Source organism: Sphingobacterium sp. (assembly GCF_039596235.1).
Lineage (GTDB): Bacteria > Bacteroidota > Bacteroidia > Sphingobacteriales > Sphingobacteriaceae > Sphingobacterium.
Genome location: NZ_JBCNKE010000001.1, coordinates 744,674 through 761,244, shown reverse-complemented (window position 1 = coordinate 761,244; position 16,571 = coordinate 744,674). Strand labels below are relative to the sequence as shown.

Genomic DNA, 16,571 nt, shown 5'->3' with positions numbered 1-16,571 from the left:
CACTTTCTTAGCGCTGTTCCCTTTATAAAATTATAAAATATTAAAATTATGGCAACATCAACGCAAAACAATCAACAAATGCCGAATGCGCATTTACATGAGTTATTCGTAGACGAGTTAAAAGATATCCTGGGTGCGGAGAAACAACTTCTGAAAGGCCTTAAAAAGCTGAGCAAGGCAGCCGAGAGCGATGAGCTGAAACAAGCATTTGATCAGCACTACGAACAGACAGAAGGCCATGTTGAACGTTTAAAAGAGGTCTTCTCCAGTTTGAATATGAGTGCAAGAGGCAAAAAATGCAAGGCAATGGAAGGTTTGTTAGAGGAAGCTGACGAGATTATCGACAGTTTTGAAGGCGACCCTGCATTGGATGCAGCACTTATTTCGGCTGCACAAAAAGTAGAACATTATGAGATTGCGAGCTACGGCTGTTTGGTGACCTATGCAAAACTTATGGAGCATAGCGAAGCTGAACAACTGCTCCAGCAGACTTTGGATGAAGAAAAACAAACAGATAGCCTGCTGACAGATATCGCGATCTCCAGCGTTAACGAGTCTGCATCCTAACGATTAAAAATGCCCGAAGATTCGGGCATTTTTAATTTTAATTCTGACCTCTCCTTAAGCGCAAAAAGACGGAACAGCAAGGTGTTCGTTTCCTCCCAAAATAGTGCATCAAATTTTGCCATCGCAAGGTTTACTTTATGTTGTAAAGAAGCCAACAAGACTTTTAATCATTTCAGGCTATCAATAATAGCCATGAGGATGCCCAAGGTGTTCGAACCGAAGCGGTATAAAAGAAAATAGCTAGGTTGGAAAGAACCTAGCTAAAAAAAACTTTCTTCATGACTGGGACAAGCAGTCTTCACTAAAAGGACAAGAGCTAACATGTGTTTGTTTGCACTAAATTATTTTTCTTTAAATAGCTAACAGTTTATATTAATATATCTACCATTTGACAAACCATATATCTCTCAATCGCAAGATTTGAAATATTTAATAAAACTTTTGCTGGAGCAGCACGCTTCATCAGCTAGTTGGGAATAATAGGCCAAAGAAAATAAGCTTTAATTTTGATACTATGATAAACCCTGTTACACCATGGATGGCAACCGTTCAAGCAGATATCGGTAGACATAAGCATATATGTGAACTGTCTATTGAAAATTACAATATCAAACTATTCAATACCGGAGATTCCATATGGTTAGTTTCCACCTGGCCAAATGGTGGGCGGATCGCTTTCAGACTGGCCTTTGGAATGAATAGTAACTTTGAAAAAGTAAATATCGACGAGAAGCCTAATGAAATTCTTGTAACCGCTACCACGCGATTAGGATACTATCGTATGACTATATCGATTCCTGCTAATGAAAAAGCAGTATTTCGTTATACAACCAGCTTTCGGGGAAACTTACCAATATTGATACCCTTCTGGCCACGGGATATCGCCCCTCTTACCAAGGAAGGGAATGTCCAAAATACGGCCGGTATTATTCATGCACATCAAGTAGGAACAAGGTCGGGCCAGCTTTATTTTAGCATGACCAAACCGACTGTCGGTTCGGTGTTTTATTTCCAAAATCTGACGGCAATATCGGCATATTGCCAGGCAACCGAAGCGTCCCTTCGGGAAACTGTAGGTGGGAACTGGCCAGAGATAGGTTTCCAGCTTCCCATAAACGCTCAAAAGCCGCTTCCAGCGGATACCGAATATATCCTATCCGATGCATTTGTTTTGTTGGACCAGCATATCCCCGTAGCGGATAATGACATTGCTACAAAATTTCTCGATCATTTATCCAGCATTTATACCCTCATACCAAAACCCGAACCAAAATATCATGACTGGATAGCGATCGCCAAGAATGTAATGAACGATCTCTATCATAATAAGGGCTGCTGGACTCAGACGAATGGTATTCCTTTTCTAAATGCCTATGTAGCAGATTACGAAACTCCTAGTGAAATTATGGTGCAATTGGCCGTACTTTTGCCATTACAGGAATATTTGACATGGGATGGTTCTGATCATCCGCTTTTTAATGATCTGGATAGCGGGCTGAAAGTGTTTTACGACGAACAGCTAAAAACTATTGTACGCTGGCATCCAGCACTCGAAGACAAGCTCGACAAATCCGAGGAACAGAAACGTGAAATGGTAATGGATTCCTGGTATCTTCACCATCCGCTGTTGAATCTTGCGCGATTGGCATTACGGGGTGGGCAGACGGCAAGAAAACTTTTTTTGGATTCAGTGGATTACGCTATTCATGTAGCCAGACATTTTGAATATAACTGGCCGGTGTTTTATAAAATGACGACCCTGGAAGTATTAAAAGCGGAAACTTCGCCCGGGAAGGGCGGCGAAAAAGATGTTCCGGGTTCCTATGCTCATGTGATGCTGATGGCCTGGCACCTAACAGGCGAAAAACGATTTATTCGTGAGGCCGAAAAAGCCTTAAAAAGCCTGGATGGCTTAGCTTTTGACATCTTCTATCAGGCCAATAATACCACCTTTGCTGCAGGCGCATTGGTCGAAATGTACAAAGAAACGGGAGAATCACGCTACTTAGAATTGAGTTACTGCTGTCTGGCAGGTATATTCAAAAACTGCCAGATTTGGGAATGTGATTACGGGTATGGGCAAAATTTCCCCTATTTTTTTGGCGTTTTTCCATTAAATGATGCGCCATATACAGCAGCTTATGAAGAATTGGAAGTGTTTGCAGCCCTTCATCATTACCTGGAGGTCAGCAATGGAATAGAAATTCTACCCGCTTTAAAAATACTTATTCCAGAATTTATTAAATATGCGCTGGATAGGTTAGCTTACTATTTTCCACCAATGTTACCTCGTGAAATAATCTCGGAGGATGTTAAGACGGGAGAAGTTCAAAATGATCTATGGATTCCCCTTGAAGATCTCCACGACGGCTGGGAAAAAAACGGAACCGTTGGTCAGGAAGTATACGGTGCGGGTCTCGCCTTTGGGATTGTCCCGCGACAATATTACAGGCTAGCTGATCCAGATCTCCTTATCTTTATAGATTATCCGGTCACAAACTTTCAGACCAGCAAAAAGTCAGCCTCATTCGATCTGACGGGCAGTTCTCGATTCAAGTGTACGATCAGGCTGATCCGCACGTCCCAAATAGGGCTTTCAACATTTGAAGTCAGACAGAAAAATAAATCCAACTATCAGACCATTAAAGAAAAATCGCCTGGCCTGTTTGAGCTAGCAGGAACGGGTACCGTACGGATAACCTGGAAATAACGCATTACTGTTCCAGCACTTTCATATTGATCCGACCAACTTCACGGGTTAAATTTTTCGAAAAAATAATCGAAAAAGCCGCCTATGCAGGTGATGACTCGATTGCCGTCAAGTAGAAATGACGATTAGGTTTATAATTTTTATGAACTATTTCGAATTTCCAGCGGTTCTTTTTAGCGAGAGATAAGTTAAACTTAAAATCAATACTATGACACAATTTAAAAATCCACACACGAAATATCCAGTTCCCCCTTTTCCTAAACAAGAACAACAGGTGCCCGGCATTGAAGCCGAAATGAAGCCTTTGGCCGATCATGGTGAAGAAAGCTATGTCGGCAACGGAAGGCTTAAAGGGGCCCGCGCCATCATCACTGGTGGAGATTCAGGCATAGGTCGCGCCGTAGCCATTGCCTATGCCCGAGAAGGGGCAGATCTAATCATTAGCTACGGCTATGATATGGAGGACGGGGATGCGGCCGAAACTGCCCGTCTGGTGGAAAAAGCTGGTCGCAAAGCCATTCTTTCCAAAGGTGATCTGCGGGACGAAACCTATGCTAACGGACTTATCGATCTCGCTGTCCGAGAATTGGGAGGAATAGACATTCTCGTCAATAATGCCGCCTACCAGATGGCCCATAAAACGCTGGAAGAACTGACGTCCCAGGAATGGGACCGCACCTTTGAAACGAATATTCGCAGTATGTTTTATTTATGTAGGGCAGCCGTCCCATATATGGAGGCAGGGAGTTCGATCATCAATACAGCCTCCGTCAATTCCTATCATCCCAACGCCGTGCTACTCGATTATGCTGCAACGAAAGGCGCCATTCAGAATTTCACGGCTAATCTTGCGCAGATGCTTCTCGAACAGGACAAAGGAATTCGCGTCAATGCCGTTGCTCCCGGTCCGGTGTGGACACCCCTAATCCCTTCAACGATGCCCGAACCTGAGAATTTCGGGAAGGATAGTCCTATCAAAAGACCTGCACAACCAGCCGAAATTGCACCGGCTTATGTTTTCTTGGCCTCTGAAGAGAGCAGTTATATCGCTGGAGCTACGATCGCTGTTACAGGCGGGAAAATTGCGATGTAAGTTGTATTGTATTGCATTGTATTGTATTGTCCAACCCCTTGCCGGGTTGGCAATTACTTTATTTCTTGGCCTTTCTACAGCAAAATAAGAAGACCTTACAAGACGATTGCCCAATTTATCAAAGTGTGAATCACAAAAATCAAACAACAACACGGGAAACCTTTAAAGTGGAGTCCACGAGCTGAAGTTTGATTTCACTTTGTAATCATAAAATAAACAGTGGAAAATTAATTCAATTTATATAATTTAAGCTGCTTCTGTAATTTTTTACGGGATACATGAATCCGCGTCTTTATTGTTCCTTCTGGCATATTAAAGTAGTCGGCAATTTCATTGTATTTATAACCTTCCAAAAACAAGCGGAAGATCTCATAGTTTTCAGGTGTTAACTTACACATTGCTTTCTCGATATCTTCTGCCATAAATTTATTAACTTCCTTATTATGGACTATATTATTGGAGCTTTCTAAGGCAACATATGTATCCTGAATTTCATCAACGCGTTTTGTTTTACGGTACTTATTAATATAAACATGTTTCATAATCACATACAACCAGCTCATTAATTTAGGATGCTGTACAAACTTATCGAGCGATTTTAGGGCCCGGATCCAAGTTTCTTGAATCAGATCTTCCTTTTCATCCGGATCGGTGGTAAATTTAGCTGCGAAGTGATTTAACATACCTCTTTTCTCGTTAATAAGTACATTTAAATTGTAGTTGTCCATAACTTATCCTCTCTTTTGTTTAAATTGATATTATTAAGGTTGATCTGTACATGGTACTACAAGAAGGGTGCTAAGAGTGAAGGCATTTATCAACAGCAATATGCCTTCGACAGTTTAGCGTAGTAATACGTTTTATCAATAGAAGGTAGAAAGGAGGAAGTTTTAAATTTGTTTTAAGGTATTTAATTTACAATTATTTAAAAAAAGTAACTAAACTGAAAAATAAAAATTAGGTAATAAACCGTAGCGGTAATGTTAGAAATACCTTGGTATTGTAGAAAAATCAACGATTATGGCTGCGAGCAGTGTAGCTTTTTGCAGACCCTCCACATGCCTTCCGAGGAGCGTTGATTCGATTGATTAAGAAAAAGGATAAAATAGCGCTCCAAACCCTGATTAGCGTACAGCATGCTCACGATGAAGGATTAGAAATTCAGATGGTCTTAAACCTGATTTTAGGATTAAAAACGCTTAGTTCACAAAAGGAAGCTGTGAACCAAAGGGTGACGAAAGTTGCAATGGGTAGTAGGTAGCCCTATTGGATAGCCAGCTATTTTTCATACTTAAGCGCCCTATACTGGCTAGGAGTCATACCAGTGCTCGATTTTACAAACCGTGTCAATGTCGATGCCGAAGCAAAGCCATACTTGTCACACAAGGTTTTCATGCGAATTTCCGTTGTTGTCAAATCTTTCTTAATGCGCTCCACTATAAAATTCCGTAAAAACTTTGCAGGAGATAAACCCAACACATCGGCCGATATCCGCTCTAATTCCAGTTTTGAAATATTAAGCTTGGACAAATAAAAATCCAGTCGTTTGTGTTTATGAAGATACTGCTCAATGAGTGTTTTAAATGCAAGGATTGTCTCCTCATCATTTTTTTTCCAAAAATCTCTTCCGTTGATCATCATCGTTATAAATTATGTTTTAATCCAATCTATACGTTACTTACAGCAACTCAATAGATTCTTCGTTGGCAATAAAGTTAATATTCACTTTGCGTTTAGATATAGGACGAAAACCTCAATTAATGGAACAGAAACAGGAAATATTGGTACAATTGATGACTACCTTCAGATCTTACCCGAAATACGCGATTCGAATACCCTACTCTTCAACTTCGCGCTTAAAATTGTCTCATTGGCCCTGCCCTCCAGCGTAACTAAAAATAACTTGTACATAGCAGCTCGTCGGACTCCATTTTCGGTATTCTATTGATACAAAGAGAGCTGTTCCCTGGCACAGCTATAGCGCTTGTCAAGCCCCCACAATGCACTTATTTATGACAAGGTCGTATGTGTCTCTATGGAGCCATAACAGGAGATAAGGATTGTTCCTATTTACCTTGTTTAGAATCTGTAACCTGAATAACGCCACTGCAGGACCTGTAACAAGGTAGAAAACTAAGGGCGCCAGATTTAAGGGCACCCTTAGGTAAGATTTAGGAAAACTAATTTTAACGTATCCTGGTTTTCATTAGAACTTATAGGCGAGGTTTAACCTGAACCCCTGTGGGTTGACCGTCCGCCAGCCATAATGGGTATAGCCCCAGGCTCCGGGATAGAAACCAACGTAATTATAGCGGTTTGTCACATTATTGACCAAAAGTGCAATGTGATAGTTATGTTTTTGATAAGACGCGCTCAAATCTATAGAAAACAGATCATCAGGTAGGTACTTATGATCCTGGACAACTGGCCAGGTTGCACGCTTGGCCTGATATTCGTAGCCTGCGGAAAATCCAAGGCCTTCTAAACTCCCTTCTGTAATGGTATATTTTATCCATGCATTGCTAATATGACGGGCTGTACCGTATAACATTCCACCGATCTTTTTGGGATCTTTATCTTTCGTAACCTTGGCGTCAGTATAAGCATAATTGAATACCAGATTCCAGTTTTTGTTAATAAGCCCGTTGACATCCAATTCGATTCCCTTTGAAGTTGCTTCGCCAGATTGTTCAAACTTTCCGGGATTGTCCACTCCGGCTGCAGTAAGCATATTGGTCTTCGTCAGATGATAAGCGGTCAAATTGGTTATCAGTTTATTCTGAAACCAGGTTTTCTTCAGGCCGACCTCTTTATTTCGCCCGTAGGATGGTTCGGCAGTTCCTCCATTCAACAGTACCCCAGTCTGTTCCTGAAATGTCTCGTCATATAACGCATAGAGGGTAAAGGTAGGCGTCAACAGCCCTGCCACACTAAATCGCGGTGTAAACGCCTCATTTTTAACTTCATTACCCTTATTGGCCATAGACACTTTCTTCGTCTCCGTATATCTTAGGCCGGCGGCAACCCTCAACTTATCCTCTAAAAAATGGACTTCGTCCTGAATATGGACAGAAGTATACGAATAATCCGATAGATAATTGGCGCCACGTTCCCGCAATGACTTGGATCGATCATACACCGGTAACATCTCCTTGGTCAAATTGCCATAGATAGGATTATAAATATTAAAGATCACCTCTCCATCGGAATTGACTGGCAGCCTTTTGCTGGGATCGACAATACTACCGGCTTCGGACCAATCCGCCACATAGAATTTCTTGCCCATGTCTAATCCTGCAAGAATATGGTGGCTGATCTCTCCTGTTTTGAATTTACCCCGCGTAAATATCTGCCCGACAGTTGAGGTATTCAATGCATCGTTTATACTGAGGTTACGGGTTACATCTCCCTTTTTTACACCATCAGCACCATCTTTTAAAGCAATCGTATTGTAATTCGCATACAGGGAAGCTCCTTCCATTTCGGAGCGGACGTAACCGAACTGTGCCGTCAACAGCCAGTTTTCGTTAAAGTTATGATTAATTGTACCGAAAATGTTGTGTTCCCAGGACTTGGTCGGATCTATAATCGGATCGCTAAATGAAAAGTTCTTCTTTACCTCCTTAAAACCATCAATACCATAGGCATATTTTGCGAATCCACCCTCAAAATTATTTTGTGAGAGAATATATTCGAATATTACATTTGTATTTTCGCTGGCGTTATACTTAAAAGATGGGTTCAGCACAAATTGTTCGTGACCGACATTTTGCTGAAAATTCCCCTTCTTGGTTCCCATAACGTTAAACCGACCTAAAAACTTACCATCACTGCTCAAGCGCTGGTCAATATCAACCGCCGCGCGTAATAAATTATAACTCCCCAAGGTCATTTGCGCTGTTTTTTGATTATTTCCCGACGGTTTTTTGGTCACGATATTATAGAAACCGCCAGGCTGCGTATTGCCCATCATAAAACCTGCTGGCCCTTTCACAAATTCAACACGCTCCACAAATGCCATATCTTCACGTAGTGGTCCAAAACTGCCACTTACGTCCATCCCATTCCGAAGATTTGAGGCTTGAAATCCACGTACAGCAATTCCGACATTGCCCTCTTCCTGATGTGTGATTGTCCGTACACCACTTACATTGCGCGACAAACCTTCCGCAGTCGTTAATATCATCTGATCCTGGAGCAGGCGCTGATCGATAACCTGAATATTTTGTGGTGTCACCAAAAGATTTTCGCCAAGACGTAAGGTCGAAGATGGTATTGTTGTTCTGTTAGCAACAACGTTCGCTGTCGATAGCACATATGATTTTGTACTATCCACCTTTGTGGAGTCAACTGCAGGATTTATTTTATTGTTCCCTTTTTCCGTTTTATTGCTTTGAGCCAATACAACGCTGGGCAAAACCAAGATGCTCCAGAGTATACTTTTCTTTAACATGCTCTACTATTTAGAATTAATATAATTAAATTTACATCGCAAAAGTAGAGTACATTTGGGCAATCAAATTTCGAATTCGGGAGAAAAACATTAGAATATGGGAGCAATTAAAACAAATCGGGAACTGATGGACGAAGTATTATGTTTTTATGCTCAGGATGAAGATGAGCAAACGGTAAAGCATCTGACAAGTCCTCTAGGCAGTTTTACCACAACCTATATTTACGACAGCCCGGAATTTATCATCAGGGATTATGCTTATACCTATGCTCAGGATATCACATTAACCTATAAAACTTCAACAAAAAACTATATTCAAATCGCCTTTTTCCTGAATCAACATCTGCTCAAGGACAGCATTAACCATAAGCACAACAGCTACCTACCCCAGCATAATTATATCTATTTCACGCCATCTGAATCAGATGTGGAAATATTTTTCAGGAAAGACATCGCTTATCGCAATTTTGATATCTATGTGGAATCTGACTATTTCCATCAGTTTGTTGCGGAAACACAGCTGATAGATTCATTTATCGCTCAGGTTGACAAGAATAATTTTGTCCGACTTGTTGAAGACGGCATTCCAATCAGTCCACAGATGCTTCATATCCTTGAGGAAATGAGATCCTGTCGCAAAAAGGGTATTCAACGACAGTATTTTATGAAAGGTAGAACGATGATCCTGCTGCAATTACTATTTGAATGGATCGATCAAGAAAAAACGCGAAGCGATATGAGCGGTAGTTTTGGAGAAACCGAGGCCAATTTATTCTATACGATCCAGGATTTCATTGTAAAAAATACCAGAGAATTTTATACAATCGAGCAACTGGCTATCAAATTTGGCGTTAATGAATATAAACTGAAAAAGGAATTTAAGAAAATATTTGGCATGGGCCTCTTCCAGTTTGCAACAAAAATACATATTCAGGAAGCAATCTCGCTATTAAAAACAACTGATCTATCCATCAAAGAGATTGCTTTCAAAACAGGGTACTCATCACCTTCCTCCTTTTCCGTCGCATTTAAAAAGCAATGTGGCATAGCCCCCAATCAATTTCGCAAGAAAGCGGATACATATGCTGAGAAAGATTCAATAAAATAAAACTTACGGCAATCTGCTATTCTTCTATCACCGGTTTATTGTTTTCACAACGTACACCTTTGGGAGAAGCAAGTAAATTTTCACATTTTACATAGCTGGGATCCAATTTAGCCAGTCTACGAGATAAGGCTTTATGTTGACGATAAATAGCATTAAAATCCCTTCTGCTTTCGTTATTTGAATCATTTTGAAATAGCACATATTTCAATTTGCAGTCTTTAACTATCGGTAGCGCATACCAATTACTCGGGTTAGCACAGATTGGGTTAGCATAGAAAGTTTCTAATGCGCTTATATTCGTATTCAATTTTTCTCTCGTTTGCTCAAGGTTAAAATCTGATGCCAACAGTACTTTCGGGGAGCCATCCATACAACCAATTCCAAAGTGAGGCTCAGATTCAACCAACATAGCCAATATTGGCCGTTCATCTAATTTTCTAGCGGCCTCCAACAACGACATATACTCGGATTTCAGTTTGTTGTAGGCATTTTTTGTCTTATTACCTACAGGGAAGTATCTGTAAACAGCATTGTAGCCACCATTATACCCGCCACTAACACTATCAATTCGCAAACTGCTGAGATTGCTACACGATGATGTCTTGATCAACTCCTCAATTTCAACAAGTTTTTCATCAGCTTTTTTATAGAGCTCTTCGTAGGACTGATTATCTTTTTTACAAGCTGCACAAAGAACTATCAAGGAAAACACTCGGATTAATTTCATAATTATTTGGTTTACTATATAATGTGCTATTTACATCATACGTAAAACATATCTTCCACGCTACAAAAAATAAAAAATATTCACATATGTGTTAGAGAGAAGTCCAATTCGCTTAATCTTCTTCCAAATAAATACTATGGACCACAAACTTAATATTTTTGCTGAATAATAGCATATCCTCGACATCCTCCGAATCAATCGCATAAAGCGTATCCTGTTCTCCTCCATCCAAAAGCTCCGAATCAGGTATCAGCTCAAAAAAGGTAATTCCTTCGATGGTAGACAATTCTTCCACTTTAATATAGGAGACATCTTGGTTTTTCCAGATCGATAGAATCTCTCTGGAAAATAATTGATAGCGATTTGCGTGCATTGACATGTGCACAAATTAGCAAAAAATTAGTTCATCACAATTTTATTATAAGGTTTCTAAAATCCTATTTACTTTTTCATTTTTAGGATTGATTTCGAGCAGCTTTATATAGCATTGCCTTGCTTTGTCTCTCTGACCTGCTTTCAGATATGCTTCTGCCAGACTATCATATACATTTTCGCTCTTTGGGTATAAGATAGTATTGACCTTAAAAATATCGATCGCTTGGGTCAATTTCTTTTGAGAAAGGAGCTCATAACCTGTGCCATTCAGAAAACCTTCTGAAAGCAAGCGATGCCCACTGTCCTCTTGTTTTGCCCGTTGATAAGCTTTAACTCCCCGTTCAAAATGACCTTCTAAAATCAGCTCCAGCGGAATAATATCGCCTGCATTAAGTTTTGGATTTCTGGCATGGATTGTTTTATCACGCAAGACCTGAACAAGCTCCTGCTTACCTGTAGCTTTATCTTTTACAAAGGCCATTTTAAAATCCCAGTCATGCATTGCGAATGTGTCTACCCCAACTTTAATCAGTTCAACGGGTGCGTCCAGATTCTGAATAGCCATCAGTTTATCATTTTCCATATAGACTTTGATGATTCCATATTTATCAGCACGATAACGACCGATATATGAACTCAGCTCTTTTGCGCTTGACGGTAAAATTTTATTAGCTGGAGCAATGTAATTTGGCCATTGATAGGTTAAAGCAACAGCGCGAACGAGTTCGTTGACAAATAAGGGTTTGTTGGTATTTGTTAGTACAACCACCCCGTCACCACTTGTCTTGCTTCCTATAAAATAAGAACTAAAACCTTCATTCCAGCCGCCATGACAAAAGTAAACCGCTCCGGCATAGTTTTCAATGAACAGCCCTAGACCGATAAAGGATTCAATGAAAGGACTGGTAAACTCTTCTGCCGTTTTTTTGGAAATAACTGTACTGCTTTTGCCTGCCAATGTATGTTGAATATCAATCACAAACTTGGCGTAGTCTTCAGCTGTAGACCACAATCCTGCTGCAGCCTGCTCCGGATAAACATGATATCGTCCTTCAACAGGCTTTCCATCTGCAGAATAGGCTGTGGCGGCAAGCGCTGCCTGTGCGGCTGGAAGTGGTTGTGCGAATGTGCTATTCTTCATTCCCAATGGCAGCAGTACTTTCTCATTCATAATGCTTGTGTAATCTTTCCTCTCAATATCGATAAGCATCTGTTGCATCACAGTATATCCACCTCCTGAATAGCGAAAATTTGCTCCCGGAAGCTTATCGACAAAGACTGCAGGGGTATTGGCGGGCTTTTCCCCTTTCAACACCTCCACTGCCGTGGGAATAGGATCTGTTACCTTATATCCTGGAAATCCACTTACCGTGAAACCAGCAGTATGGCTGACGATATTCTTGAGGGTGACTTTCCTCGTTTTGGTCCATTCGTTTTCTGGAACTTTCCATGACGTTAAAAATGAATTCACATCCGTATCTACAGCTAACTTACCAAGCTCTACTTCTTTTAACGCAGCATAAGCACTGACCGGCTTACTCATCGAAGCAACCTGAAACAATGTTTTAGTAGTGACTGGAGCCTTGGATTCAAGATCTACAACACCATAGCTCTTACTCCAGATTACCTTGGAATCTTTGATAACAGCTATACTCACACCAGGAATATTATAAAACTTCATGCGTGAGGCAATATCCCAAGATGGCTCCCCCACAAAGCGGACAGGTGGTATCAGCCCCGATTCAACAGCAGAAATTTCTTTTTGGAGCTGACTTTCGGTTTGCGCACAAGCTGTTGCGACCATTAGGCCGAAAATAAGGGCAATAGGTAAAGATTTTATGACCTTCATAAGATGTTAAGTTTTAGATTCCGAATAATATAATTCACGTCGCTTTTTTCGGTTTTTGTTGCAAAAAAGCGGTTGATTTTCGCTTGATCTTTTACGCAATCTTCTCGATTAACTTCCTAATCAACTCGTTTGCCAAAACAGTATACTACTGTTAACCAACGTACTAAAATATATTTATAATCAGAGATTGATCATAATCGGACACCAAATGTTCAGAATCGAACGATACGACAAACATTCCAAAATTAAATATGCAAGCTTAAATCCAAAACAGGAAAAATCACTAGCACTAGCGATTTTTCACTATTCGGGACTTCTGTAAATTTGGAAAAAATCTACTATTATGAAAATGATATTAATCCTATCCAATTTTCTTTGGCAAGGTCCTTTTCGTTTAATTGTGTCCTGAAACCCATATACATAGTAAAATTTATAAATATAACGCAGAAAGCTGATGGGACATCAGGTTACAGCGAATTAAAAAGAAAACCATTAAAAAACCGAGAAATGAGAACCGTAAATAAAAACATACTTGTCAATTTGACAAAGGTGAAGTACGAGCCACCCCAAATAAAAATCGTACATGTTAGAATGGAGGCTGAAATTGCCGCAGGTTCGGCAACAACCAAACCTAATGGCAATGTAAATACGGAGTGGCAAAACATGCCGGAAACATCAACAGACCTCGACTGGTAGCCCACCTGAGCCTGAATATAGGGACGCTACTTGATAAGAATAATTGACTAACAAACTTACTATTAACCGAAATAGAAAAAATGAAGAATAAGATTTTCAACAACAGATTCAATTCTATCTGCGGAATGGCGGCTTTACTTTTTATTGTTTTGTTTGCCCTCGCAGGCTGCCATATAAAAGATGACCATTCTACTGTCTCAGCAGAAAAAGCTGTGGTTAAAGTCAATATACTGGGCAACCATTATGACAATGAAGAAAGTATAGAAAAAAAATCAGCAACAGGACTTCATACCACCGATAATAACAAAGTCCAGTATCAGGAGACCGCTTTCAATGATGAATACACGCTGGTTGCAGAGCTGGCTCCGGCCTACTCGCATGAGTCTATTACGACGAAAGCAGGCATCAAGGCCAGTACAGAAACAAAACCGCTTGATCCGGGAATACGTTATAAAATGGCCGTGTATAATTCCTCTGGGGAATATGTCACTGAACGGGATTATATTCGTGGAAGCGAAAACAGTACCTCCCAATTGAGTTTGGATGCCGGACAAAGTTATACCTTTGTTGCTTACTCCGTAAACAGTGCAACAGATCTTCCTTCGATTACTTTTGCGAATCCAGCAAACAAAACATTAACGACATCAAGTTTAGAGGGACTTTCCGGCAGTACGGACTTTATGTATTTTCGAAAAGACAATATGGTTGTCAGTGGCAACACAGTCAATTATATAGATATTACATTGGCACATAAGATGAGCATGATCACCACAATCATTGATGCTTCGGCGACTGGATATGAGGTTACTGCCATCAGTGCTTCGATTAGTCCTCACTTTCTGACAACGACTATTCAATTATCTAATGGCGTGCCATCGCAAGCAGACCAAGTTGGAAATGTTCCACTTATATTTCAAACGCTCAATACGGCAACTATTGTTTCAAATCCAGTAATCTTGAATGCCACGACCTCTATTGGTAAGTTGAACCTAGCATCTATTACAATTGGACCTCTGACCCCGCAAAATATTATCTCTCTTAATAATTTGGTTATCAGTCCGGGCGTGAAATATGATCTCCGGATCCGTATCAATCCAAAAGATGTTTTCCTGGATCATCAGGGACAAAAAGCAGCGCGTATCAATGGGGTCATCTGGATGCGCTATGACTTGGGTGCCCCAGGTGCCAGCATCAACATCGACCCTGATCAGGATCCTTCAACCATGGATCTCTACGGTAATTTTTATCAATGGGGAAGAATACCAGCAATAGGAACCGCGAACTGGCCCGGTGTAACGAATTGGAGTTCAAATATTGTACAACCAGACAATGCCTGGAATAGTGGTACTGAAAATGCACCCGTAAAAACTGCTGCTGATCCTTGTCCGAGTGGTTATCGTATACCCACCAAAAGGGAAGCCGAATTCCTAATCAGTGGCACAACAGCAAGCAATATCGGGTTATGGGCTGCTAGCCAGTCTAATTACAGTGCTGCAAAAGTTCTGACCAGTATACGGAACAAAAATGTGAAATTGACTCTTCCTGTAGGTGGCCGTGTTAAAACACATGATTATGGAGGTATTTATGGTCCACTGGGCTATGAACATCGCGGACAATTTGCTTATTTCCATACAAGTTATACCGAGGGAAACAATATCTATTATCTACAGGGATCTTCTACGGATACGATGGTAACTACACCCGGAGATAATAATGTTATGAATAAATTTCAGGCTTTTCCGATCCGTTGTGTAGCTGAATAAAGGATTTACCACATTTTTTTGGTCGCCTGAGTCAATTAACCTATAAGAGAGGAGCTGTAGCTCCTCTCTTATAGGTTATGTCCCAAAGTCAGCTTTCCTAATTCAGGTTTTCTCTTGTCTGTTATCTGATAGCTTTTAGTAAAGAGCCACCCTTTCCCAGATATTGCTATGATATTTGTCCGTTTGTCGTTTTCCCCCCTTGAAATTGTCGGATATACGGTCTAAACCCAACATCAAAAATGGATAGATTTGCTTATAAAATTTTAACAATCAGACAAATATGGAAACCAAAAAAACATTAGGACGAATGATGGTAATATTTTTTACATTATTACTATCCTGTCAACAGCAGAAAAACGATCGTACGGACTCTCCGGAAAACAGGTCGACTGCTAAAACAGCCAAACCATCCGAAACGGGTTATGCTGATGTGAATGGATTAAAAATGTATTATGAAGTTTACGGCGAGGGTAAACCTCTTGTATTACTCCACGGATCTTATATGACAATCCCATTGAACTGGTCTCAGGCTATCCCCATGTTTAAAGGTCGGAAAGTAATAGTTGCGGAAATGCAAGGACATGGGCGGACCAGAGACATTGCACGAAAAATCAGTTATGAAGGAATGGCCGATGATGTATCCGGACTATTGAAACATCTTCAAATAGATAGCGCCGACATATTGGGTTATAGCATGGGAGGTGGCGTAGCATTTCAACTGGCTATACGACATCCCGAGCAGGTACGAAGACTTATTGTATTGTCAGGTAGTTATGCACATGACGGATGGTGGCCTGATGTAGAAGCATCCTATTCGTCGATAACGGCGGATATATTTAAAGGTTCGCCAATCGAGAAGCAATACGACAGCCTCGGTAATGATCCAAAACATTTTCCCGAATTTGTAAAGAAAGTGATCAGCATCGATCTGGAGCCCTATGACTGGTCCAAAGACGCTAAGCAAATAAAAGCCCCCTTATTTATGGCCATCGGCGATGCCGATGGAATACAGTATGAACATGCATTGGCATTATTTCGTGCCTTAGGAGGTGGGAAAATGGGCGATATACACGGATTACCCAAATCTCGTCTGGCTATCCTCCCCGGAACAACACATATCGGTATGATGTACCGTATGGATTGGTTAGTTCCGATGATTGATGACTTTCTGAATTCTGATCTGAACACCGCAGCACCGACATTTTAGTGCTTTTTGACAGATCCGTATAG

Annotated in this window: 14 protein-coding genes; 7 read left to right on the top strand and 7 right to left on the bottom strand. The window is 40.6% G+C overall.

Translation table 11 applies throughout. The features are described 5' to 3' along the window. Positions 1-48 precede the first annotated feature (48 nt). On the top strand, positions 49-567 hold the full coding sequence (locus ABDW32_RS03225; RefSeq protein ID WP_077433113.1) for a ferritin-like domain-containing protein: 519 nt from the start codon (positions 49-51) through the stop codon (positions 565-567). On the opposite strand, the gene ABDW32_RS03220 is transcribed toward ABDW32_RS03225, so the two are convergent. Beyond that, positions 564-689 carry a hypothetical protein gene (locus tag ABDW32_RS03220; RefSeq protein WP_343559256.1) on the bottom strand — a complete coding sequence of 42 codons (126 nt, stop codon included), beginning with the start codon at positions 687-689 and terminating at the stop codon, positions 564-566. The genes ABDW32_RS03225 and ABDW32_RS03220 overlap by 4 nt on opposite strands. 392 nt (positions 690-1,081) lie before the next feature. Here ABDW32_RS03220 and ABDW32_RS03215 point away from each other — a divergent pair, with 392 nt between their 5' ends. Both ABDW32_RS03215 and ABDW32_RS03210 read left to right on the top strand, forming a co-directional pair. Beyond that, the gene (locus tag ABDW32_RS03215) at positions 1,082-3,277 is read left to right on the top strand and encodes a hypothetical protein (RefSeq protein WP_343559254.1); all 2,196 of its coding nucleotides are present in this window, start codon (positions 1,082-1,084) and stop codon (positions 3,275-3,277) included. A 208-nt stretch (positions 3,278-3,485) separates the two neighbouring features. Beyond that, positions 3,486-4,370 (top strand): SDR family oxidoreductase, encoded by an 885-nt coding sequence (locus tag ABDW32_RS03210; RefSeq protein ID WP_343559252.1) that lies wholly within the window; start codon positions 3,486-3,488, stop codon positions 4,368-4,370. Between the two features lie 227 nt (positions 4,371-4,597). Here the strand turns inward: ABDW32_RS03210 and ABDW32_RS03205 are convergent, their stop codons facing one another. The 3 genes from ABDW32_RS03205 to ABDW32_RS03195 form a co-directional block, all read right to left on the bottom strand. Continuing rightward, positions 4,598-5,098 (bottom strand): RNA polymerase sigma factor, encoded by a 501-nt coding sequence (locus ABDW32_RS03205; RefSeq protein ID WP_077433107.1) that lies wholly within the window; start codon positions 5,096-5,098, stop codon positions 4,598-4,600. A gap of 550 nt (positions 5,099-5,648) precedes the next feature. Beyond that, on the bottom strand, positions 5,649-6,011 hold the full coding sequence (locus ABDW32_RS03200) for a helix-turn-helix domain-containing protein (protein ID WP_077433103.1): 363 nt from the start codon (positions 6,009-6,011) through the stop codon (positions 5,649-5,651). A 565-nt stretch (positions 6,012-6,576) separates the two neighbouring features. Continuing rightward, complete coding sequence (locus ABDW32_RS03195) at positions 6,577-8,823, bottom strand: TonB-dependent receptor (RefSeq protein WP_343559247.1); 2,247 nt, start codon at positions 8,821-8,823, stop codon at positions 6,577-6,579. Between the two features lie 97 nt (positions 8,824-8,920). Between ABDW32_RS03195 and ABDW32_RS03190 the strand changes: the two genes are divergently transcribed. Further along, the gene (locus ABDW32_RS03190; RefSeq protein ID WP_343559245.1) at positions 8,921-9,931 is read left to right on the top strand and encodes an AraC family transcriptional regulator; all 1,011 of its coding nucleotides are present in this window, start codon (positions 8,921-8,923) and stop codon (positions 9,929-9,931) included. A 16-nt stretch (positions 9,932-9,947) separates the two neighbouring features. Here ABDW32_RS03190 and ABDW32_RS03185 read toward each other — a convergent pair whose 3' ends face one another. The 3 genes from ABDW32_RS03185 to ABDW32_RS03175 form a co-directional block, all read right to left on the bottom strand. Further along, positions 9,948-10,658, bottom strand: a complete 711-nt coding sequence (locus tag ABDW32_RS03185; protein WP_343559242.1) for a hypothetical protein — start codon at positions 10,656-10,658, stop codon at positions 9,948-9,950. 112 nt (positions 10,659-10,770) lie between these two features. Then, the gene (locus ABDW32_RS03180) at positions 10,771-11,037 is read right to left on the bottom strand and encodes a hypothetical protein (protein WP_343559239.1); all 267 of its coding nucleotides are present in this window, start codon (positions 11,035-11,037) and stop codon (positions 10,771-10,773) included. Positions 11,038-11,076: 39 nt separating this feature from the next. After that, on the bottom strand, positions 11,077-12,882 hold the full coding sequence (locus ABDW32_RS03175) for a serine hydrolase (protein ID WP_343559237.1): 1,806 nt from the start codon (positions 12,880-12,882) through the stop codon (positions 11,077-11,079). 507 nt (positions 12,883-13,389) lie between these two features. Here ABDW32_RS03175 and ABDW32_RS03170 point away from each other — a divergent pair. The 3 genes from ABDW32_RS03170 (at position 13,390) to ABDW32_RS03160 (ending at position 16,548) form a co-directional block, all read left to right on the top strand. Beyond that, entirely contained in the window at positions 13,390-13,578 is a 189-nt protein-coding gene (locus ABDW32_RS03170; RefSeq protein WP_343559235.1) for a hypothetical protein, read from the top strand. An 80-nt stretch (positions 13,579-13,658) separates the two neighbouring features. Then, positions 13,659-15,341 carry an FISUMP domain-containing protein gene (locus tag ABDW32_RS03165; protein WP_343559233.1) on the top strand — a complete coding sequence of 561 codons (1,683 nt, stop codon included), beginning with the start codon at positions 13,659-13,661 and terminating at the stop codon, positions 15,339-15,341. A 307-nt stretch (positions 15,342-15,648) separates the two neighbouring features. Continuing rightward, positions 15,649-16,548, top strand: coding sequence for an alpha/beta hydrolase (locus ABDW32_RS03160; RefSeq protein ID WP_343559230.1), 900 nt, complete (start codon positions 15,649-15,651; stop codon positions 16,546-16,548). The last annotated feature ends 23 nt before the right edge of the window (positions 16,549-16,571 follow it).